Annotated in this window: 19 protein-coding genes; 7 read left to right on the top strand and 12 right to left on the bottom strand. The window is 68.5% G+C overall.

All coding sequences use genetic code 11. The annotated features are described in order from the left end of the window. Positions 1-5: 5 nt before the first annotated feature. The 6 genes from LQ938_RS07930 to LQ938_RS07955 form a co-directional block, all read right to left on the bottom strand. A complete protein-coding gene (locus tag LQ938_RS07930; RefSeq protein ID WP_223721156.1) occupies positions 6-1,040 on the bottom strand; it encodes an alanine racemase in 1,035 nt (344 codons plus the stop codon). Then, positions 1,037-1,708, bottom strand: coding sequence for an alanine racemase (locus LQ938_RS07935; RefSeq protein WP_223721155.1), 672 nt, complete (start codon positions 1,706-1,708; stop codon positions 1,037-1,039). The genes LQ938_RS07930 and LQ938_RS07935 overlap by 4 nt, the downstream gene beginning before the upstream one ends. A gap of 7 nt (positions 1,709-1,715) precedes the next feature. Continuing rightward, the gene (locus LQ938_RS07940; protein WP_223721154.1) at positions 1,716-2,471 is read right to left on the bottom strand and encodes a glutamine amidotransferase; all 756 of its coding nucleotides are present in this window, start codon (positions 2,469-2,471) and stop codon (positions 1,716-1,718) included. After that, positions 2,468-3,763: a MurT ligase domain-containing protein gene (locus tag LQ938_RS07945; protein WP_223721153.1), complete on the bottom strand. Its 1,296-nt coding sequence runs from the start codon at positions 3,761-3,763 to the stop codon at positions 2,468-2,470. The genes LQ938_RS07940 and LQ938_RS07945 overlap by 4 nt, the downstream gene beginning before the upstream one ends. A gap of 7 nt (positions 3,764-3,770) precedes the next feature. After that, on the bottom strand, positions 3,771-5,156 hold the full coding sequence (locus LQ938_RS07950; RefSeq protein ID WP_223721152.1) for an RNA polymerase sigma factor: 1,386 nt from the start codon (positions 5,154-5,156) through the stop codon (positions 3,771-3,773). Between the two features lie 195 nt (positions 5,157-5,351). After that, positions 5,352-6,281: a proteasome assembly chaperone family protein gene (locus LQ938_RS07955; protein ID WP_223721151.1), complete on the bottom strand. Its 930-nt coding sequence runs from the start codon at positions 6,279-6,281 to the stop codon at positions 5,352-5,354. A 64-nt stretch (positions 6,282-6,345) separates the two neighbouring features. Here LQ938_RS07955 and LQ938_RS07960 point away from each other — a divergent pair, with 64 nt between their 5' ends. From LQ938_RS07960 to sucB, 3 genes are read left to right on the top strand one after another with little or no spacing between them, the layout of a single operon-like run. Next, positions 6,346-7,818: a leucyl aminopeptidase gene (locus tag LQ938_RS07960; protein WP_223721150.1), complete on the top strand. Its 1,473-nt coding sequence runs from the start codon at positions 6,346-6,348 to the stop codon at positions 7,816-7,818. 1 nt (position 7,819) lies between these two features. Continuing rightward, positions 7,820-9,184: a dihydrolipoyl dehydrogenase gene (gene lpdA / locus LQ938_RS07965; protein ID WP_223721149.1), complete on the top strand. Its 1,365-nt coding sequence runs from the start codon at positions 7,820-7,822 to the stop codon at positions 9,182-9,184. Between the two features lie 54 nt (positions 9,185-9,238). After that, on the top strand, positions 9,239-10,972 hold the full coding sequence (sucB, locus tag LQ938_RS07970; protein ID WP_223721148.1) for a 2-oxoglutarate dehydrogenase, E2 component, dihydrolipoamide succinyltransferase: 1,734 nt from the start codon (positions 9,239-9,241) through the stop codon (positions 10,970-10,972). A 17-nt stretch (positions 10,973-10,989) separates the two neighbouring features. On the opposite strand, the gene LQ938_RS07975 is transcribed toward sucB, so the two are convergent. Continuing rightward, positions 10,990-12,342 carry a hypothetical protein gene (locus LQ938_RS07975; protein ID WP_223721147.1) on the bottom strand — a complete coding sequence of 451 codons (1,353 nt, stop codon included), beginning with the start codon at positions 12,340-12,342 and terminating at the stop codon, positions 10,990-10,992. Between the two features lie 119 nt (positions 12,343-12,461). Here LQ938_RS07975 and LQ938_RS07980 point away from each other — a divergent pair, with 119 nt between their 5' ends. After that, complete coding sequence (locus LQ938_RS07980; RefSeq protein ID WP_223721146.1) at positions 12,462-13,172, top strand: DUF4191 family protein; 711 nt, start codon at positions 12,462-12,464, stop codon at positions 13,170-13,172. Positions 13,173-13,368: 196 nt separating this feature from the next. On the opposite strand, the gene LQ938_RS07985 is transcribed toward LQ938_RS07980, so the two are convergent. Next, the gene (locus LQ938_RS07985; RefSeq protein WP_223721145.1) at positions 13,369-13,770 is read right to left on the bottom strand and encodes an RDD family protein; all 402 of its coding nucleotides are present in this window, start codon (positions 13,768-13,770) and stop codon (positions 13,369-13,371) included. Positions 13,771-13,903: 133 nt separating this feature from the next. Between LQ938_RS07985 and glnA (LQ938_RS07990) the strand changes: the two genes are divergently transcribed. After that, positions 13,904-15,328: a type I glutamate--ammonia ligase gene (glnA, locus tag LQ938_RS07990; protein ID WP_223721144.1), complete on the top strand. Its 1,425-nt coding sequence runs from the start codon at positions 13,904-13,906 to the stop codon at positions 15,326-15,328. A 149-nt stretch (positions 15,329-15,477) separates the two neighbouring features. After that, positions 15,478-15,810, top strand: a complete 333-nt coding sequence (locus LQ938_RS07995; RefSeq protein WP_223721143.1) for a YbjQ family protein — start codon at positions 15,478-15,480, stop codon at positions 15,808-15,810. On the opposite strand, the gene LQ938_RS08000 is transcribed toward LQ938_RS07995, so the two are convergent. The 4 genes from LQ938_RS08000 to LQ938_RS08015 all read right to left on the bottom strand — a co-directional run bounded on the left by LQ938_RS08000 (position 15,801) and on the right by LQ938_RS08015 (position 20,995). Further along, complete coding sequence (locus tag LQ938_RS08000; RefSeq protein WP_223721142.1) at positions 15,801-16,310, bottom strand: GNAT family N-acetyltransferase; 510 nt, start codon at positions 16,308-16,310, stop codon at positions 15,801-15,803. The two genes, LQ938_RS07995 and LQ938_RS08000, sit on opposite strands and share 10 nt — an antisense overlap. A gap of 53 nt (positions 16,311-16,363) precedes the next feature. Continuing rightward, positions 16,364-19,363 (bottom strand): bifunctional [glutamine synthetase] adenylyltransferase/[glutamine synthetase]-adenylyl-L-tyrosine phosphorylase, encoded by a 3,000-nt coding sequence (locus tag LQ938_RS08005; protein ID WP_223721141.1) that lies wholly within the window; start codon positions 19,361-19,363, stop codon positions 16,364-16,366. A 7-nt stretch (positions 19,364-19,370) separates the two neighbouring features. After that, positions 19,371-20,708 carry a type I glutamate--ammonia ligase gene (glnA, locus tag LQ938_RS08010; protein ID WP_223721140.1) on the bottom strand — a complete coding sequence of 446 codons (1,338 nt, stop codon included), beginning with the start codon at positions 20,706-20,708 and terminating at the stop codon, positions 19,371-19,373. Positions 20,709-20,812: 104 nt separating this feature from the next. Further along, the gene (locus LQ938_RS08015) at positions 20,813-20,995 is read right to left on the bottom strand and encodes an SPOR domain-containing protein (protein WP_223721139.1); all 183 of its coding nucleotides are present in this window, start codon (positions 20,993-20,995) and stop codon (positions 20,813-20,815) included. A gap of 66 nt (positions 20,996-21,061) precedes the next feature. Between LQ938_RS08015 and ppgK the strand changes: the two genes are divergently transcribed. Beyond that, a complete protein-coding gene (gene ppgK / locus LQ938_RS08020) occupies positions 21,062-21,859 on the top strand; it encodes a polyphosphate--glucose phosphotransferase (protein WP_223721138.1) in 798 nt (265 codons plus the stop codon). Positions 21,860-21,870 lie beyond the last annotated feature (11 nt).

Raw genomic sequence — 21,870 nt, forward strand, 5'->3', positions numbered from 1 at the left:
TTCGATCAGAGGTAGCGCCGCTCCACGAGCGGCGATAGACGAAGGGCGATCTCCTCGCCGATCGATCCGATGGTTTCGGCCAGGTCGGTCGGTGAGGAGGCGCCCTCTCCGTATATTCGGACCACGTCGCCGGCCTGTGCCTCGCCCCACGGCTCTACCGTGCTGGTGAGGTCGCCGATACCGGTCATGCGGCGGGCGCCGGCGGGAGTGCGAACCGGGAATCTCCCGGCGAGCGACGAGGGCAGGCCGTCGGAAGAACCGATGTCGATGACGATCTCGTCGTCGTTCACTTCGATGACCGTGGCATCGAGCGCCGCCACCGGCACGAGCCCGAGTTCCGCCTCGTGGGGGCCACCCGCCGAACGGATGCCGAAGCAGAACGCCCCCACTCGCACGAGGTCGTAGCGGAACTCCGGACGCGCGAACGATGCCGCGCTGGCCGACAGATGACGAACGGGGTGCGCGATTCCCGCCGCACGTGTCGTATCGAGCGCATCCTCGAAGAGTCGCCGCGCGGCGTCGTCCTCCGCATCCGATGCTTCCGCGATGTGGCTCCAGATCCCGGCGATCTCGATGATGCCCTCGTTCGCGCACTGCGCGGCGCGGCCGACGAACGTCGCCCACTCCTCGGGTCGCACGCCGTTCCGGTGCAGCCCGGTATCGATCTTCAGATGCACGCGCGGAACGACGTCTGCCTCGCGTGCCGCGGAGACGACATCCTCCAGACCGAGTGCATCGCCGATCCCCAGGTCGAGGTGCGCCGCGATGCCCGCACGGGCGTCGGGAAGCCCGGAGACGCGCCACGCGAAGATCCGGGTGTCCGCGCCGACACGGCAGCGCACACGCTCTCCTGACGCAACGTCGAACGCCCCGATCCACCGGACGCCGTGGGTGACGGCGGCCGTGACGATCTCATCGAGACCCAGACCGTAGGCATCGTCCTTCACGACCAGCATCAGCTCGGCCGGCGCAACGCGATCGCGGACCACCCGGAGATTTCGGGCGAAGGCATCGAGGTCAACGGTCAGGATCGCGGTCAACGGACGTACTCCCTGCGCGTGTGCAGGCCGACGCCCGCGACGATCTCGAGTGCCGTGAGACCGGACTCCGCCGCCCATCGATCGATCGCGGGTGCGCCGTCTTCCGGGTCGCCGAAGTACACGACGGACTGGCCGCGGGCGACGCGCGCGTCTCCGATGTCGATCACGCAGACGTCCATCGCGATCCGACCGATGATCGGATGCCGCGCATCGCCCACGCCCACGGCCACTCGGTTGCCGAGCGAGCGCGGGATTCCCTGCGCGTACCCGCCGGTGACGAGGGCGACCCGGGTGTCCTGGAGAGTGCGGAAGGTGTAGCCGTACGAGACGCCCTCGCCCGCCTTCAGATCTTTGACGGCGAGCACCGTGCCGCACAGGCTGAGCGCGGGGCGCGTACCCGGCTGGAGGCCGAAGGCGACCGCGGGCGCGACATCGGGCAGCACGCCGGACGTCAGGATCCTCGGGTTGCTCAGATCGTGACGCGCGAGGTCAGCGGAATCCGCCAACAGGAGCACGTCGGTGCTCTCGAGCAGGACGGCAGCGACGTCGGCGACTCCGTGCCCGCGTGCGTCGCGGCGCACGTCCACGACTGATCCCCCACTCGCGCGGACATTCGCGATGATCGCCGTCGCGAAGACGCGGGCGCGCGGGTCGGCATCCGTGGACACGCGGGCCTCAGAGCTGAATCGCGTTGAAACGCTTGTTCACGGCGAGTCGTTCGATCTCGGCGCGAGCGGCCTCGGCGTGCACGTCGACGGCGCGGTGGGCGACACCCGACGCGTACTCGACGCCCTGTCGGGCGAAAGCCCGGGCCAGCAGCGCATCGGCCAGGGGCGGATTCAACGGGAGCACCGGACCCTGCACGTTCGTGGCGTACAGCCCGCCGATCGCGATGGACTCGAACCCGTCCGCGAATCCCCCGTTACCGGCGATCACCTTCCCGTACCGCACGGCGGGGTCCGCATCCGGCGCCAGGGTCCATTCGGACGCGTGATCCTCGAAGCCGACGAGTCGCCCGGTGACCGTCTCGGCCACCACGTACCCGACACGACGCTGACGGGTGCGAGCGACCCGCGCCGGAAGCAGCCCCAGGCCCTCGATCGCCGTCCCATCGAGCAGATCGATTCCTGTACTCAGCAACTCGGCGCCGCCGCCGACAGCGAAGACCACGCCGCCGGACGCGAGCTGCGCCGCCAGCCAGTCACGTCGCCCGTGGAGGTCGTCGCCGACGACGCGGAGCGCCGAGAGCGGACCGTTTCCGATCACGACGATGTCGGCGGTGTCGGGCGCGGTCTCACCGCGACCGACCAGGACGACCTCGGTCTCGTGACCCGACAGCGCTGCGCGCGCCGCCAGCACCTCGACGTTGCCGCGGTCTCCGGTCACCCCGAGCAGGTCGGGGTACAGCTGGACGATTCGGATCGCGGTCATCGCCGTGCCACCTCCTGGTCGCCGTGTCCGAGGATGCGGCGGCCGATCATCATCAGCTCGTAGTTCACGAACCACACCTGGCGTCCGCCGGCGGTCGGCGCGAAGCCGCGCATGATCGCCGCGGCCTTCTCCATGTCGGGCTCGACCGTGCCGATCGGGATACCCGCATACGCGAGCCGTGTCGCAATCTGGTGGGCCTTCTCACCCGACACGACGTCGACATGGTCGAGGCCGGTCAGATCGACGTCGTACAACCAGGAGACGTCGGGCGTGCCCTCGTCGATCGCCATCAGGAGACGTTCGGGAGCGCCGTCGAGCGCGTCGACGTTCAGCTGCAGGCTCGGGCCGTTCTTGAACATCACGAACTCGACCTGCTCGTCACCGGTGCGACGAAGGGGCACCAGCTCGCCGCGCCCGTACGCGGGAGTCATCCGCGCGAATCCTTGTGCCGCAGCCTCCGTGCGGAACTCGTCGCCGAGCACATGCCGCGCGACGCTGACCGCGGCCGCCGCATCGACGGCGTAGTGCAGGCCGCGAGCGGGCAGAGTGAGGGAGAACTCGTCGCCCTCCAGAGACAGGGTCACGGACCGGCCGTCCACGGAGACGACCTCGGACTCCGCCGCGCGCTCACGCGCCCCCGCCTCGCCGCTGCGCGTGTCGGTCGCGTTGACGAGGCCATGCGCGGAGGCACCGACCACGTCGCGCGACGCACCGAAGAACGAGACCGGAGCCTTCAACGTCGACTCGTCGATCTTGCTGAGGTAGGGATCGTCACGGTTGATCACGACGCGGACGTCTGCGCGTCGCGCTGCGTCGAGCATCATGTCGGCGACGCGCTCGGTCTCGTAGAACCGGTACAGCTGATCGACCTGAACGTTGAGCGCCACGATGACACGCGGCGACAGGATGTCGGCGAGCTCTGCGGCGAATCCTTCATCGACTTCGAGGACCGCCACGTCGGCGCGCACGCGGCCGGTGAGCGTGGCATCGGCCAGCAGAGCGCTCGTCACGCCCTGCGGCAGGTTCGCCCCGGTCGGGTTCGTGAAGACGCGCAGCCCGTGGGCGCGCAGGATCTCACTGACCATGTGCGTGGTGGTTGTCTTCCCGTTCGAGCCCAGCACGAACACCACGCCGTAACGGAACTGGCCGCCGAGCGAACTCAGCAGGTTCGGCGCCAAGCGATTGGCGAGGTGCCCGGGGAAGGCGGAGCCTCCCCCGCGCAAACGCGTCGCGAAGCGGGCGAGCTTGCCGGCGAGAACCGCCGGCACATAACGGATGCTGCTTCCCGTCACGCCCGGATCACTCCAGGTAGTCGCGCAGAGACTGCGAGCGGCTGGGGTGGCGGAGCTTGGCCATCGTCTTCGACTCGATCTGACGGATGCGCTCGCGCGTGACGCCGAACGTGTCGCCGATCTGGTCGAGAGTCTTCGGCTGGCCGTCGCCCAGGCCGAAACGCATCCGGATCACTCCGGCTTCGCGCTCCGAGAGCGAATCGAGGAGCGACTCGAGCTGGCGCTGCAGCATGGTGAACCCGACGGCGTCCGCCGGAACGACAGCCTCGGTGTCTTCGATGAGGTCGCCGAACTCGCTGTCGCCGTCTTCACCAAGCGGGGTGTGCAGCGAGATGGGCTCGCGGCCGTACTTCTGCACCTCGATGACCTTCTCGGGGGTCATGTCGAGTTCACGGCTGAGCTCTTCCGGCGTGGGTTCGCGGCCCAGGTCCTGCAGCATCTGACGCTGCACGCGGGCGAGCTTGTTGATGACCTCGACCATGTGCACCGGGATGCGGATGGTGCGCGCCTGGTCGGCCATCGCGCGGGTGATCGCCTGACGGATCCACCACGTCGCGTACGTCGAGAACTTGAAGCCCTTGGTGTAGTCGAACTTCTCGACGGCACGGATGAGGCCGAGGTTGCCCTCCTGGATCAGGTCGAGGAACTGCATCCCGCGACCCGTGTAACGCTTCGCGAGAGAGACCACGAGGCGGAGGTTCGCGCCCAGAAGATGGCTCTTCGCGCGCTGACCGTCGCGCGCGACCCACTGCAGGTCGAGACCGAGCTGCTTGGACTTCTCCGCCGCAGACATCTTCGAGAGCTTCTCTTCGGCGAACAGACCCGCCTCGATCCGCATCGCCAGCTCGACCTCTTCGGCAGCGTTGAGGAGCGGGACCTTACCGATCTGCTTCAGGTAGTCCTTGACCGGGTCGGCCGTCGCGCCGGTGATCTGCGCGGAGTAGACGGGAACGTCGTCCTCGTCGTTCGACGAGATGACGATCGCACCCGCGGGCAGGGGCTCGGCGACGGGCTTCGCGCCCTCTTCTTCCGAGTCTTCGTCGGAATCGGTCGGCTTCGCGACGGCCGCGGCCGGCGCCTCGGGCGTCTCATCGGCATCCGTCTCGTCGACCTCGGGTGCGGCCTCGTCGATCTCGACCTCGTCGTCGAATTCTTCCTCGTCCTCGCCCTTGGCGGCGGACTTCTTGGCGGGAGCCTTCTTCGCGGGCGCCTTCGCCGCTGCCTTGGCGGCGGGCTTCGCGGCCGTCTTGGCGGCGGGCTTCTTCGCGGGGGTCTTCTTTACCGGCGTCTTGGCCGCGGGCGCCGCGGCGACCTCCTCGGCGACGACGCCGTCGGACTCAGCCGTCGTGGCTGCCGTCCGCGAGCGGGTGTCGGTCTTCGTAACTGGAGTCACGGTTCGCCTTTCACCGCGGATCAGCACCACGGTCGGTCTCGGACACTAGTAAGACCCTTGTCAAGTCTCGAGGACGCCTAAACGTCCCCGATTGACAACGGGTCGGTCCTCTATTGTCGCATACCCCGGACACAGCATTGACGCGGCACCCGGTCATCGGGTAAACGTCGCGGCGACCACCGCTATTCCACAGGGTCAGCCGAATGCCGGCCCGCGTGAGTCGTCGTCGTGCGACCCGGTGGCGAGGAACTTCTCCAGCTCCGCAGCGATCTCGTCGGCGCTCGGCAGATCCGCCTCGTGCAGCAGCGGCGACGCTTGGGTTGCCCCCGCCATGTACGCGTCGTAGCGCTCTTCGAGGTTCTGCAGCATGGTCGTGAGCTCGTCGCTCGCCTCGATCTGCTGGGACACCTTGCCGAGGAATTCCTCGTTGTCGGCACGCAGATCATCGACGGTGAACACGAGACCGGTCGCCGCGGTCACGCTGTCGAGCGCCGCGATGGCGGATGCGGGGTACTCGGCGTCGCCGAGATAGTGCGGCACGAGGAGCACGAAACCGGCGACGGCCGCCCCGGCCTCCGCCAAGCGGTACTCGAGAAGGTGTCCGGCGGTGGCCGGCACCTGCGTGCGCGGCTTCCAGACCGAGTGCAGTTCCGCGAGCTCGGCGCGGGTGCCCGACACCGTCGCACCGAGCGGACGGGTGTGCGGCACCGGCATTCCGATCGAGTGCACCCACGTCACCGTCGCCACCGAGTACTCGGCCGCGGCTGCCACCACGGATGCGGTGAAGGCCTCCCAGGCGAAGTCCGGCTCGTACCCGGTCAGCACGAGGAACGGTTGGCCGAGCGCATCGTGTGCGAGCGCGAGCTCGAGCCTCGGCGGAATGTAATCGGTGAGGTGGTCCTCCTCGAACGCCACCGTGGGGCGGCGCGCACGGTAGTCCAGCAGCAGATCGTTCTCGTAGCGGCGCAGCACCGTCGGCGACAGTTCGTCGCGCAAGTAAGAGATCGTCTGGGAGACCGCAGACCCCGCGTCCGTGAAGCCGGTGAGCATCACGACGAGCGGGAGGCCGACGGGCACGGGAGGCGCGTCGGTTGCGTCGGCGTAGAGCGACGGGTTCCAGGGCATACCCCAATGGTACGAGGCGTGGTGGGGGCGGGCTCCGCGCGGGCACCGTCCTTAGGATGGAGTCATGCCGCATCCGGAACTCCACTTCACCTCGGCGCCCCTGAACGAGACCACCGCGGACGCGGTGCTGCTCGCCCTGCCGCCGCTCGACGCATCCCTTTTCGAATCCACGTCGCCGGACGGCGACTGGCCCGCCATCCGCACGGCACTCGAAGCCGTCGGATTCTCCGGCGCCCCGGGCGTGTTCCAGCGTGTCCTCGTCCCTGGCCTCGAGAACGTCCCGGTGGCGGTCGTCGGCACGGGATCCGCACCGGATGCGGACGCCCTGCGTTTCGCCGTCGGCGCCGGCATCCGCTCGCTCATCGGGTTCGATACCGTCAGCGTCATCGCGCCGGGTGTCACAGGGAATGCGCGTGCCCTCGCGGAGGGCGCCGGTCTCGGCGGCTACCGCTTCGAGGGGTACAAAGCCGACGGCGCAAAGAAGCGCGCCGCGACCGTCACCATCCACGCCGAGGGCTCCGACGAAGACCTGCGTGTCGCGCAGGTCGCATCCTCGGCGACGGCGCTCGTAAAGGACCTCGTCTCGATCCCGGCCGAGTGGTTCGGACCGGAGGACTTCGCACAGCGGGCCGCCGAGGTCGTCTCGGACCTCCCGGTCGAGATCACCGTGCTCGACGAGAGCGACCTCCGCACCGAGGGCTACGGCGGAATCCTCGGCGTCGGTCAAGGATCGGACCGCCCGCCCCGTCTCGTGCGTCTCGACTATGCGCCCGAGGGGGCCTCGCGGCATGTCGCGCTCGTAGGCAAGGGCATCACCTTCGACACCGGCGGGCTGTCGCTGAAGCCGGCGTCGTCGATGGTCGGCATGAAGTACGACATGTGCGGGGCCGCGACCGCTCTCGCCGTCCTCGTCGCCGCCGCAGAACTCGGCGCCCCCGTGCACGTCACGGCATGGCTCTGCATCGCCGACAACATGCCCTCCGGACGCGCCATCCGCCCCGGTGACGTGCTGCGCATCAAGGACGGCACGACCGTCGAGGTACTCAACACCGACGCAGAAGGTCGACTCGTCCTCGCCGATGGCCTGGTCGCGGCGAGCAGCGAGCACCCCGACCTGATCGTCGATGTCGCCACGCTCACCGGCGCGATCACGGTCGCGCTCGGCAACCGTCACGCGGGAGTCATGGGCGACGACGCCGCCGTCGCCGAGTACCTCGCGGCATCCGAACGGGCCGGCGAACTGGCGTGGCGACTGCCGCTGCCCCCGCACATGGAGGACGACCTCGACTCGCCGATCGCCGACATGGTGAACGCGAAGATCGGCGACCCGGCGGGCGGGTCGCTGTTCGCGGGTCTGTTCCTGCAGCGTTTCGTCGGACGCGCGAGCGATGACGCCGACGCACCGCGCATCCCCTGGGTGCACCTCGACATCGCCGGTGTCGGCATGAACAAGGGCGGCGGCTACGGCTTCACCGAGAAGGGCCCGACCGGCGCAACGGTTCGAAGCCTCATCGAGCTCCTCACCGGTCAGGCCTGAGGTGGAAACCGACATCGTCGTCATCGGCGGCGGAAGCGGCGGCTACGCCGCGGCCTTGCGTGCGGCGGAACTCGGCAAGCGGGTCATGATCATCGAACGAGACAAGGTCGGCGGAACGTGCCTGCACCGCGGCTGCGTCCCGACGAAGGCGCTCCTGCACGTCGCGGAGACGGCCGATTCCGTGCGCGAAGCGACCTCACTCGGCGTCCTGGCCGATTTGCAGGGCTTCGACGTGCCGCGCATGCACGCGTTCCGCGAAGGCATCGTCGCGAAGAAGTACAAGGGCCTGGAGGGTCTCCTCCGCGCCCGCGGAGTCGAGACCGTGATCGCAGAAGGCACGGTCGTCGCGCCGGGCCGAGTGCGCGCGGGAGACGTCGAGATCACCGCATCCGACATCATCGTCGCCACCGGCGCGCAGACGCGAACGCTGCCCGGCGTCGAAATCTCCGGGCGAGTGCTCTCGAGCGAGCAGGCGCTGGCGCTCGATGAGATCCCCGGCTCGGTCATCGTGCTGGGCGGCGGCGTGATCGGAGTCGAGTTCGCGAGCCTCTGGCGTTCGCTCGGCGCCGAGGTGACGATCGTCGAGGCACTGGACCACCTCGTCCCCACCGAGGACGACGCGCTGCGTACACAGCTCGCGCGCGCCTTCCGCAAGCGCGGCATCCAGACCCGCCTCGGCGCGCGATTCGCATCGGTGGCGCAGACCGACACGGGTGTCACGGTCGCGCTCGAGGGCGGAGACGAGCTGCACGCCGACTACCTGCTGGTCGCGGTCGGCCGCGCTCCCGTCACCGCGGGTCTCGGACTCGAAGATGCCGGCGTGCAGATCGACCGCGGCTTCATCGTGACGGATGCGGACCTTCGCTCCACGGCGCCGGGAATCTGGGCGGTCGGCGATGTCGTCGCCGGACCGCAGCTCGCGCACCGCGGATTCCAGCACGGCATTCAGGTCGCCGAGCGCATCGCGGGCCAGCATCCCGTGCCGGTGTCCGATGAGCTCGTCCCGCGGGTCGTCTACACGAGTCCCGAACTCGCCTCGGTCGGGCTCACCCGAGCCCAGGCGGTCGAGCGCTTCGGAGAAGACGGCATCGCCGCCGTCGATTACAACCTGGCCGGCAACGCCCGCACTGAGATCATCGGCGGATCCGGCACCGCCCGGGTCATCCGCCGCGTCGATGGCCCCGTCATCGGCGTGCACCTCGCCGGACCGCGCGTCGGAGAGCTCATCTCCGAAGCGCAACTCGTCGTCGGGTGGGACGCGCACCCCGAGGACATCGCCCCGTTCATTCACGCACATCCGACTCAGAGCGAAGCGCTGGGCGAGGCATTCCTCGCCCTGGCCGGCAAGCCGTTGCACGTCCTCTGATCGCACGGCATCACTAAGCTAGACAAGAATTCGCATTTCAAAGGAGCAAATCCCATGAGCACTTCCGTGGTCCTCCCCGCGCTCGGAGAGAGCGTCACCGAGGGAACGGTCACCCGCTGGCTCAAGAACGTCGGCGACACGGTCGAGGTAGACGAGGGTCTGCTCGAGATCTCGACCGACAAGGTCGACACCGAGATCCCGTCGCCGGTCAGCGGAGTGATCGAAGAGATCCTCGTCCAGGAAGACGACACCGTCGAGGTCGGCGCCGTTCTGGTCAAGATCGGCGATGGCTCCGGCGCATCCGCCGCGCCTGCGGCCCCCGAGCCCGCCGCCGAAGAGCCCGCCGCGGCTCCGGAGCCCGAGAAGGCCCCCGAGCCCGCAGCCCCGGCTGCGGCACCGGCGCCCGCAGCGGCTGCCCCGGCAGCATCCGGCGGCCGCGATGTCGTGCTCCCCGAGCTCGGCGAGAGCGTGACCGAGGGAACCATCACCCGCTGGCTGAAGGCCGTGGGCGATGACGTGGCCGTCGACGAGCCGCTCCTCGAGATCTCGACCGACAAGGTCGACACCGAGATCCCCGCGCCGTTCGCCGGTGTGCTGCAGGAGATCCTCGTCCAGGAGGACGAGACGGTCAGCGTCGGCAGCCCCCTCGCTCGTATCGGCGATGGCGCTCCTGCCCCGGCCGAGGCGCCCGCCGCGGAGGCACCGGTCGCCGAGACGGCACCCGAGGCACCGTCGACCGAGAAGCCCGTCGAGGCGGAAGAGGCCGAGGCTGCGCCCGCGGCACCGGCTCCGGCCGCTGCACCCGCTCCGGCTCCGGCCGCTGCACCCGCTCCGGCTCCGGCCGCCGCTGCACCCGCGACGACCGAATCCGGCGATGATGGCGGCGCGTACGTCACGCCGCTGGTTCGCCGCCTCGCTCAGCAGCAGGGTGTCGACCTGGCGAAGGTCACCGGCTCCGGTGTCGGTGGCCGCATCCGCAAGGAAGACGTGCTCAAGGCTGCGGAGAAGCCCGCTCCCACTGCTGCTCCGGCCGCGCCTGCTGCTCCCGCCGCACCGGCACTCGAGGTGTCGCCGCTGCGCGGCACCACCCAGCCGATGTCGCGTCTGCGCAAGGTCATCGCCGAGCGTGCCGTCGCGTCGATGCAGGCCACAGCCCAGCTGACGACCGTGGTCGAGGTCGACGTGACGAAGCTCGCGAACTACCGCGACGCGGTCAAGGGCGAGTTCCAGCAGAAGACGGGCGACAAGCTCTCCTTCCTGCCGTTCTTCGCGATTGCCGCGATCGAGGCGCTGCAGGCGTACCCGATCGTCAACTCGACCGTTGACGGCGACAAGATCGTGTACCCGGCATCCGAGAACATCTCGATCGCCGTCGACACCGAGCGCGGTCTGCTCACGCCCGTCGTGCGTGACGCCGGCGACAAGAACATCGCGCAGCTCGCTCGCGAGATCGCCGACCTCGCGGCACGCACCCGCGACAACAAGCTGAAGCCCGACGAGCTCGCGGGTGGCACGTTCACGCTGACCAACACCGGTTCGCGCGGCGCGCTGTTCGACACGCCGATCGTGTTCCTTCCCCAGTCGGCGATCCTCGGCCTCGGTGTCGTGGTGAAGCGTCCGGGCGTCGTCTCGGTCGACGGAAAGGATGCCATCTCGGTGCGCTCCTACGTCTACCTGGCGCTCTCGTACGATCACCGGATCATCGACGGCGCGGATGCGGCCCGTTTCCTCTCGGCGATGAAGTCCCGCCTCGAGGCAGCCGACTTCGCGGGCGTTCTCGGAATCTGAGGCTCGACACCTCTGCATCACCCCGGGTGCTGCGCGACATCGTGAATGTCGCGCAGCACCCATTTCTCTTCTCCGCGCACCGCCGCCACCACCTGTGACGGGCGCACTCCCGTCGCATCGTCGGCACGCACCAGCACGAGCCCGCCGACGTCGTCCAACAGGCTGAGCTGCCGTGACGCGTCGTCGGCGAACGCGGCCCCCTCCGCGTAACCGGCGCTGCCGTCGCCCGCGAGCGCCCCGTCCTCGTCGAGCAACGGCCGCAGACACCCCACGTCTCCCCCGCAGTCCCGCGCCGCATCCAACAGCGCTCCGACGGCGATGACCGCGTCGTCGGATTTCTGCGGCGATGCAGGCGCGGCGGGCGCCTCCGGTGCCGGGGCCGCCGGCTCATCCGGTGCGGGTGATGTGCCGGCATCCGCCGCCGTGTCGGCGTACATCGATGGCGCGCTCGTCGAAGTCGCGGATTCACGGTCGCTCTCGCCGGTCGGCCAGAGCAGACCCGCCGCGAGCACGAGGGCCGCGCACGCGAGTCCGGCGAGCACCGCGCCTCGGCGCGAGCGTTTCGCACCTGGCGGGCGTGAACGCACCGCGCGCCACACGCTCGTCACAGCCTGGGACACCATCTCCGCCACACCCGCGTCCGCGGCCGACGCGAGTCGTTGCCATGCCGGACGATCGGCGGGTGCGGCCGCCGGCCCGGTCGACTCCGAGGCCGGACGGGCCCGACGCGCCAATACCTGAGTGCCGATCGCCTCCGGGGACGCCTGCGCGAACAGATCGGCTTCTCGCGCCGCCGCCACCTGCGGCAGACGCTCCACGTCGAGAAGAGCGCGCCCGACGCGGTCGAGCGCGGGAACCACGGATGCATCCGGATCGCACGCATCGGTGATCGCGCGCACGGCCTGGATGGCCGCTTCATCCGCAGTCGGAGCGTCGGGGCGGTGCACGAAGAGCGGCTCGCCGTCCGCATCCACCCACCATTCGCCGTGGCACTCGGCGCTGCCGTGCTCGGCGAACTCGGCGACGGTTCCGCGGACGACGCTCACCGCGAGCGTCACCACCTCGCCGGGTGAGAGCGGGTGCCCCGCCCGGAGACGGTCGCCGGCGAGGTCGACGACCGAGCGGGTGCACTGCGGAAGGACCACGGCATGACCGTCTGTCGTGCGGAGCACCTCCCAGACGGCCGCGACGTGTTCGCCCGCGGCATTCCAGAGCGCATCGGATGCGGCGTCCTCCGCACGCACGCGGGTCGCCGGTCGAGGCCCCCACGCGATGACCTCGCCCGGGTAGGGCCCGGCACCGGCCGGCACAGCGCGCAGCACCGGCTCGTCGAGCAACGGGAGCAGGGTGGTGTGGACGGATGCGGTCATCCATCCACCCTCGACCACGTCGCGACAGAGGAGCCCGCTCGGGAGCTCATCCGGGAAAAACCCGCGACGGTCATCGCCTGGGGAGGAGAGGACGAGCGCTCGACGGTAGGCTGGGACACATGGCAGCGCGCAGTTCCGCACCCGAGAAGCGTCCCGGGTTCTTCTCCCAGCTCAAGACCCTCTACACGTTCACGGTGGAGGCCTACCGCTGGTTGCCGTTCGCGCTCGCCGGCATCCTGCTCGCCGGTATCGCGCTCGGCGTCGGCATCGGCTTCCTGGTGCCGCCGGTCGCCGTGTGGAGCGTCATCCTGTGGGGCTTCACCGGCCTTCTCCTCGGAGTGCTGGCGTCTCTGATGACCATGACGCGCCTCTCTACGAGCGCGATGTACACGAAGATCGACGGAATGCCGGGCGCCGCCGGGCACGTGCTGTCCACCTCGCTCGGTCGCAACTGGCAGTCGGGCGACATGCCCGTCGGTGTGAACCCCCGCACCCAGGAGGCCGTGTACCGCGCGGTGGGTCGTGGTGGCGTCGTCATCGTCGGCGAGGGCGCCCGCGGCCGGCTCACCCGCCTGGTCGGCGACGAGCGTGCGAAGGCACAGCGCGTCGCGTCCGGAGTTCCCGTGACCGTGATCTACGTCGGACACGGCGACGACGAAGTGCCGATCGCCAAGCTGGCCTCGACCATCAAGGCGCTGCCGAAGAAGATCGACCGCACCACGATGGCCGCGGTCATCAAGCGCATCGAGTCCGTGTCGCAGTCCCTGGCATCGATGCCGATCCCGAAGGGGATCGACCCCACCAAGGTTCGCGCGCCGCGTCCCCGCTGATCGCGGCTTCCGCGACGAACAGCCAAGGCGTCTTGCCGCCGGGTCCTCACTGCAACTCCCTCAGAAGTCCGTACTCGGAGCCGATCCCGCCCGTCGAACACTCGATGTGGAGGAGTTATCGCACGTGCGTCGCCCCTGCCGTTCGCGCAGGACGGAGCACTCGCCGTGCGCGACGCCCCCGAACTCCGCCGCGGGCTTACGCGCGGAGGAGCACCGTGCCGACGACCTTGTCGTGCAGTCCCCGCTGATCGGGATCCCAGACGACGGCAGGAATCACGAGCACCAGAAGCACGGTGCGCACGATCGGGCGCCAGACCCCGATCCAGCTGCCGCCGAGGCGGACGAGCCGCATTCCGAGCAGCCGGTGCCCCGGGCTGCCTCCCAGAGTGGGAATGAAGACGATCTGCACGAGCGCGAAGATCGCGATCGTCGCCAGGGAGTCGTAAGCGAAGAAGGCCACCGAGACGATGACGGCGCAGGCCCAGTCAATCGCCAGAGCGCCGATGCGGCGTCCGACCCGGGCCACCGACCCCGATCCTGTCGCCGGAAGCCCCAACCGCTCGCCGGGATAACGGGATTCGAGCGGGGTTTCAGCCATGACACGAGCCTAACCATCGAGGCGTAACCTGCCGGAAACATATGGGACACTGGCGAGCAATGCCTTCTCGATAGCGTCAAGGCAGGCCCGCTTCGGCGGGCGGAATCCCGAATGCCCTACCTCTGGAGTCCCCATGTTCAGTGATTCATCAGAGGTGCTCAAGTTCATCAAGGACGAGGACGTCAAGTTCCTCGACATCCGGTTCACGGACCTCCCTGGTGTGCAGCAGCACTTCAACATCCCCGCCGCTACCGTCGATGAAGAATTCTTCACGGTCGGCCAGCTGTTCGACGGCTCCTCGATTCGAGGATTCGCGAACATCCACGAGTCGGACATGCAGCTGATTCCGGACGTCTCGACGGCGTACGTCGACCAGTTCCGCGAGGCGAAGACCCTCGTCATGATCTTCGACATCTACAACCCGCGCAACGGTGAGATCTACGCGAAGGACCCGCGTCAGGTCGCCAAGAAGGCCGAGAAGTACCTCGCCTCCACCGGCATCGCCGACACGGCGTTCTTCGCCCCCGAGGCGGAGTTCTACATCTTTGACGACGTGCGCTACGAGGTGAAGCAGAACGCAAGCTTCTACTCGGTCGACTCCGAGGAGGGCGCCTGGAACACGGGCCGCTCCGAAGAAGGCGGAAACCTCGCCAACAAGACCCCGTACAAGGGTGGCTACTTCCCCGTCGCACCCGTCGACAAGACGGCCGACCTCCGCGATGACATCAGCCTCAAGCTGATCGAGGCGGGCCTGCTCCTCGAGCGTTCGCACCACGAGGTGGGCACCGGCGGTCAGCAGGAGATCAACTACCGCTTCGACACCATGGTGCACGCGGCCGACGACATCCTGAAGTTCAAGTACGTCGTGAAGAACACGGCCGAGCAGTGGGGCAAGGTCGCGACCTTCATGCCCAAGCCGCTCTTCGGTGACAATGGCTCCGGCATGCACACGCACCAGTCGCTGTGGCTCGACGGCAAGCCCCTCTTCTACGACGAGAAGGGCTACGGCGGACTCTCCGACCTCGCTCGCTGGTACATCGGCGGCCTGCTCGCCCACGCGCCCGCCGTGCTCGCCTTCACGAACCCGACGCTGAACAGCTACCACCGTCTGGTGAAGGGCTACGAGGCTCCGGTCAACCTGGTCTACTCGGCCGGCAACCGTTCCGCGGCGATCCGCATCCCGATCACCGGCTCGAACCCGAAGGCCAAGCGCATCGAGTTCCGTGCACCGGATGCCTCGGGCAACCCGTACCTCGCGTTCGCTGCCCAGATGATGGCTGGCCTCGACGGCATCCTGAACCGCATCGAGCCGCACGAGCCGGTCGACAAGGACCTGTACGAGCTTCCCCCCGAGGAAGCGAAGAACATTCCGCAGGTTCCGAACTCGCTGCTCGACTCGCTCGAGGCGCTGCGTGCCGACAACGAGTTCCTGACCCGCGGCAACGTGTTCACGCCCGAGCTCATCGAGACGTGGATCGAGTACAAGATCGAGAACGAGATCAAGCCGCTCGCGGCTCGTCCGCACCCGTTCGAGTTCGAGCTGTACTTCGGCGTCTGACGCCCGTGTGAGAAGAGCCCGCCAGCACTCAGCTGGCGGGCTCTTCTCATGTCTGTGTCGCGCACACGGGACGCCCGCCGCCCCTTACGATCGTTCCGTCATCAACGCCCGCGTCCGCCGGGGACGCACGACGAGATTCGAGGTCGAACATGTTCGCAGTCACCACCAATGACGTTCCGGGCTACCGGATCACGCAGGTGTTCGGAGAGGTCATGGGGCTCACCGTTCGCTCCGCGAACTTCGGTCAGAACTTCACCGCCGGTTTCCGGTCACTCGCCGGGGGTGAGATGCCCGAGTACACGAAGGTGATCTACGAATCGCGGTTCGAAGTCATGCAGCGGATGTGGACCGAGGCCCAGCAGCGCGGCGCGAACGCTGTCGTCGCGATGCGCTTCGACTCGGGCGCCATCGGCAACTTCACCGAGTTCTGCGCGTACGGCACGGCCGTGCTCATCGAGCCGATCACGCCTCCTCAGGCCTGAGGTTCACTCGTGCCGATCGTCTTGGCGAGGAAGTGGTCGGCGTACGGCGACGTGCTGAACGATTCGACCGCCCCGTATCCGCACGCTTCGTAGAGGCTCCGCGTCGGCGTAAGGTCCTCTCGAACAGTGAGCCGGAGGCGCCGCAGACCCCGCTGCGCGCTCGCGGACTCCAATTGCTGAAGGAGCGCGCGGCCCGCTCCCGAGCCGCGCGCCTCCGGCGCGACGAACACCCGAGTGACCTCTCCCGTGGTCTCATCGATCAGGCGCACTCCCCCGCATCCGATGATGCGGTCGTCATCTCGGATGAGGAGGAAGAACCCCGTGCCGTCTCGCAGGTCATCGCTCGGTTCGTTTCGCATCGCCCGGGTGACCTCCGCAGACGTCGCCGGTCGCCCCCAGTAGCTCGCGACGAGATCCTCGAAGAAGCGGGTCAGGATCGCGCGGCCCTCAAGCGACGCTGGATCCGCGACGGTGAACGTAAGGGAGTGAGGATGACGCACCCGACGAGCGTATGCCGACCGGTCGTGCGCCTACGCACGCCAGGCGCGGCGGGTCAGCCGTAGAACTGCTTCTCGAACACTCGACGGGCCACGCGGGAGACCCGCATCCAGTCCTCCTCGACGGCGCTCGCGGAACGTTCGGGGTACTCGAGGAGCCGGCCGATGCCATCGAGCCGCCGCCGATCCGTCGGCAGCACATCGCTCGTCTGCGCGGAGAGCAACGTGTTCGCCGAGCGCAACCGACTGGCGAGCCGCCACGCGTTGTGGAGTCGCGGAACGTCGGTCTCCGGCAGCAGCCCCGTCGCGCCCAGCACCTCGAGCGCCGCGATGGTGGACGTGGTGCGCAGGCCCGGGTGCGCGTGCGCATGCTCGAGCTGACGCAGCTGCACGAGCCACTCGACGTCGCTGAGCCCACCCGGCCCGAGCTTCAGGTGCCGCGCAGGATCGACGCCCTTCTGCAGGCGCTCGCTCTCGACGCGCGCTTTGATGCGTTTGATCTCACGCAGGCCCTGCGCATCGGCCCGCACCGGGTATCGCACGCGATCCGCCAGCGAGGTGAACGCCGCGATCAGAGAAACGCTCCCCGCCACGCCCCGCGCGCGCAGCAGCGCCTGCGCCTCCCACGACAGCGACCAGCGTCCGTAATACTCCGCGTAGGACTCGAGCGAACGCACGAGCGGACCGTTGCGTCCCTCGGGGCGAAGGTCCGCGTCCAGGTCGAGCGGCACACGGTGGTCTTCGGAGAAAGTTCGCAGGCCCGCCACGAGCTTCAGTGAGAGCGCGTGCGCTCGCTCCGGATCCACCCCGTTCGGCCGGTACACGTACAGCACATCGGCATCCGAACCGAACCCGAGTTCTCGCCCGCCGAAACGGCCCATGGCGATCACGGCGAAATCGAGCGCCTTGTCTTCGGCGGGGACCACCTCGCGTCGAACGGCCCGGAGCGTCGCCTGGATCGTGACCTCGGTGATCGTCGTCAGTGCGTCCGCGAGCTCCTCGATCGTCAGCACGCCGACGACCGCAGCCATCGCGGTGCGCAGCAGCTCACGCCGGCGCAGCGCTCGCACGGAGCGCATGGCGTCTTCGATCGTGTCGTGTCGGGTCTGGATGGCGCGGGCTTCCTCCTCCAGCGCCTGGCCCGATCGAGGTCGGAGGAGATCGTCATCGTCGAGCCACGCGGCGGACTCGGGGATCCACTCCATCAGCTCCCCGATGTACCGGGAGCCCGAAAGCGCGCGCGTGAGACTTTCCGCCGCCGCAGACGAATCCCGCAGCAGCCGGAGGAACCACGGCGTGTTCCCCAGCCGCTCGCTGATCCGCCGGAACGACAGCAGGCCGTAATCCGGGTCGACGCCGTCCGCGAACCACCGGATCATGATCGGCATGAGGTGGCGCTGGATGGTGGCCTTGCGGCTCAGACCGCTGGTGAGCGCACCGATGTGGCGCAGTGCGCCGGCCGGGTCTTGGAATCCGATCGCCGCGAGCCGGTCATGCGCCTGCCCCGTCGAAAGGGTCCGCTCCCCCTCCGGCAGCGAGGCGACCGCCGACAGCAGCGGGCGATAGAACAGCCGCACGTGGATGTCGCGCACCTCGCGCTTCACGCCCTCCCAGAGCTCCCAGATCCCCTGCCCGGTCGTGGCGAACCCGCTCGCCCGCGCGAGGATCCGCCGGTCATCGGGGCGGTCGGGCATGAGGTGCGTACGACGCAGCGCGCGCAACTGCATCCGGTGCTCGAGTACGCGCAGGACACGGTAGTCCCGGGCGAAGATCGCCGCCTCCGCGCGGCCGATGTAGCCCTCCGCGACCAGCGCCTCGAGTGCGTCGAGCGTGCCGCGCTGCCGGATGCGGTCATCCGTCAGCCCGTGCACCAACTGCAGCAGCTGCACCGTGAACTCGATGTCACGGATGCCGCCGGGCCCGAGCTTGATCTGCGAGGCGAGCTCAGCGGCGGGGATGTTGTCGGTGACGCGCTCCCGCATCCGCTGAACGCTGTCGACGAAGTTCTCGCGGGCCGCGCTCGTCCAGATCTTGGGCTGCACGGCGGCGACGTACTCATCGCCCAGCGCCATGTCGCCGGCGAGAGCGCGAGCCTTCAGGAGCGCCTGGAACTCCCAGCTCTTCGCCCAGCGTGCGTAGTACGAAAGGTGCGAGTCGAGGGTGCGAACGAGAGCGCCCTGCTTCCCTTCGGGGCGGAGGTTCGCGTCGACCTCCCAGAGCGGCGGCTCGATCTCGACGCCCGAGATGCCCTGCATCGTCTGCGCCGCGAGGCGCGTGGCGATGTCGATGACCCGACTCTCACCGAAGTCCTCGAGCTCCGTGTCCTCCGCCGCGCACACGAAGATCACGTCGACGTCGCTCACGTAGTTGAGCTCTCGGGCGCCGGTCTTGCCCATCCCGATGATCGCCAGGCGGGTCGCCGCGACCTGCTCGCGCGGGAAGAGTCCGCCGGGGCGGCCCCGGGAAATCCGGGTGCGGGCAACGCTGAGCGATGCCTCGAGGGCTGCGGCGGCCGCATCCGCCAATGCTACCGCGACCGGCGCGAGAACCGCTTCCGCGTCCGCGGCCGACAGGTCGTAGACCGCGATCCGCGCGACGATACGTCGATACGCGATGCGCAGCGCGCACCAGGCGCTTTCGTCGCCGGCGCTCGCGAACCCGTTGTCGTCGCCGACAGACGCCAGCAGTTCGGCCCGCATGAGGTCGAGCGTCGGAAGACCCGCCCGGGCACCGGCGAGATTGTCGATCTCTTCCGGATGCCGGAAGTAGAAGTCCCCGTAGCCTTCGGAGGCGCCGAGCAGCGCCCAGAGCGCCGGGCGTTCCAGCGCATCGCCCATCACGCGCCGCACGACATCGGGGGCGCGACGCGCGATCCGGGCGACCGCCCGGAGGGCCCCGTCCGGATCAGCGGCCCGCCCGAGGTCCTCCGTGAGTACGCCCCGCTCGACCGACAGCAGTTCGCTGAGCTCGTCGAGCGTGTCGAGCGCTGTCGTGACGTCACCGATCCCCAGCCGCACCAGGAAGGTCCGCGCGGAGGATCGATCGAGACCGGACACGCCGGTCTCAGAGCATCTCGAGGTTGCTCTTCAACTCGAAAGGCGTGACCTGCGAGCGGTAGCCCGCCCACTCCTTGCGCTTGTTCAGGAGCACGTAGTTGAAGACTTGCTCGCCCAGAGTTTCGGCGACGAGCTCGGAATCCTCCATGTAGTGCAGCGCCTGGTCGAGGCTCGCGGGCAGCGGCGCGTAGCCGAGGGCACGACGCTCCGACTCGGAGAGCGACCACACGTTGTCTTCTGCCTCCGCGGGAAGCTCGTACTCCTCTTCGATGCCCTTCAACCCGGCCGCGAGCATGAGCGCGTAGGCGAGGTACGGGTTCGCCGCGGAGTCCAGAGCACGGTACTCCACGCGAGACGACTGGCCCTTGTTGGGCTTGTACATCGGCACGCGAACGAGCGCGGAGCGGTTGTTGTGGCCCCAGCAGATGAAGCTCGGAGCCTCGTCGCCGCCCCAGAGACGCTTGTAGGAGTTGACGAACTGGTTGGTGACGGCCGAGATCTCGTTCGCGTGGCGCAGGAGCCCGGCGATGAACTGACGGCCGACCTTCGAGAGCTGGTACTGAGCGCCCTCCTCGTAGAACGCGTTCATGTCGCCCTCGAACAGCGACATGTGCGTGTGCATGCCGCTTCCGGGCTGACCACTCAGTGGCTTCGGCATGAACGTCGCGTAGACGCCCTGCTCGATCGCGACCTCTTTGATCACGGTGCGGAACGTCATGATGTTGTCGGCGGTCGTCAATGCGTCCGCATACCGGAGGTCGATTTCATTCTGCCCCGGGCCGCCCTCGTGGTGGCTGAACTCCACCGAGATCCCGAGGTCTTCCAGCATCCGCACCGACCGGCGACGGAAATCGTGCGCCGTGCCTCCGGGGACGTTGTCGAAGTAGCCCGCGGAGTCCACCGGCTCGGGGCCTTCCGCGCCGAAGGTCGAGGACTTCAGCAGGTAGAACTCGATCTCGGGATGCGTGTAGAAGGTGAAGCCCGCATCCGCCGCCTTCGCGAGCGTGCGCTTCAGAACGTGCCGCGGGTCGGCCACGGCGGGCTCGCCGTCAGGCGTCGTGATGTCGCAGAACATGCGCGCGGTCGGGTCGATCTCACCGCGCCACGGCAGGGTGTGGAACGTCGTCGGGTCGGGGTGTGCGAGCAGATCGGATTCGTAGGAGCGGGTGAGCCCCTCGATGGCCGATCCGTCGAAACCGAGTCCCTCCGCAAAGGCTCCCTCGACTTCGGCGGGCGCGATCGCCACCGACTTCAGGGTGCCGATCACATCGGTGAACCAGAGCCGGACGAACTTGACGCCGCGCTCTTCGATCGTGCGCAACACGAAGTCCCGCTGCTTGTCCATCGTTTCCCCTCTGCCCGCCGGCATCGCCGGTTCGGTGTCGTCATCCACCGGCCGAGCCGGTGCAGGTCATTGCGCGGGGCACGTCGCTGGGGACGCGCTCCGTCTCACTCGTCGTCCGCGTCGTCCTCTGCCCACTGGCGCGAGCGCTCTTTCAGGAGGGTGGGAGCGTTCGCCGCTTCTTCGGCGGTATCGAACGGGCCCGCACGATCGATGGCAGGCGACTCGTAGCCGCGCTCGACCTCACCGGTCGTCAGATTGAACCAGTACTTCTCGTTCTCTTCGCTCACCACGAACTCCTCGCTGTCTGAGTCGATCCTACTGATGACTCGTGTCGTCCTGGATAGGCTGGAGGCATGGCTACAGAGAAGACCCGCGCGGTCGGCATCGACATCGGCGGTACGGGCATCAAGGGCGGCATCGTCGATCTCGAGAACGGTCAGCTGCTCAGCGACCGGGTCAAGGTCTCCACCCCCGCGGGAGCCGAGCCCGACGACGTTCTCGTCGCGGTTCGCTCCGTGCTCGAGACGCTCGGCGCGTCGGACTCGGACTACGCGCTCGGGGTCGCATTCCCCGCGATCGTGAAGAACGGCCGCACGCTGTCGGCGGCGAACGTGTCGGACAAGTGGATCGACTTCCCCGCCGAGGAGTTCTTCGAGCAGGGACTCGGACGCGACATCCACTTCGCCAACGATGCGGATGTCGCCGGCGTCGCCGAGATGCGTTTCGGCGCGGCCAAGGACGTCAGCGGCCTGACGATTCTCACGACCCTCGGCACCGGCATCGGCTCCGCCATGATCTACGACGGCGTCCTCATCCCGAACTCGGAGCTCGGACACCTGCAGCGCGCGAAGCACGGGAAGGATGCGGAGGCCTACGCCGCATACTCCGCGATGGAGCGCGACAAGCTGGAGTGGGACGAATGGGCCGCACGGCTGCAGTGGTACTACAGCCACGTCGAGTTCCTCTTCAGCCCCGACCTGTTCATCGTGGGTGGCGGCGTTTCCAAGCACGCCGACAAGTTCCTGCACCTGCTGAAGCTGCGGACGCCGATCGTGCCGGCCGTGCACCGCAACAACGCGGGCATCATCGGTGCCGCGGCGCTGTCGCTCGGCGCGTCGCCCGAGCTCGACGGCACCGTCACGGGCGCGTAGCCCCCCGCTTC

It is taken from the genome of Microbacterium sp. cx-55, assembly GCF_021117345.1.
Lineage (GTDB): Bacteria > Actinomycetota > Actinomycetes > Actinomycetales > Microbacteriaceae > Microbacterium.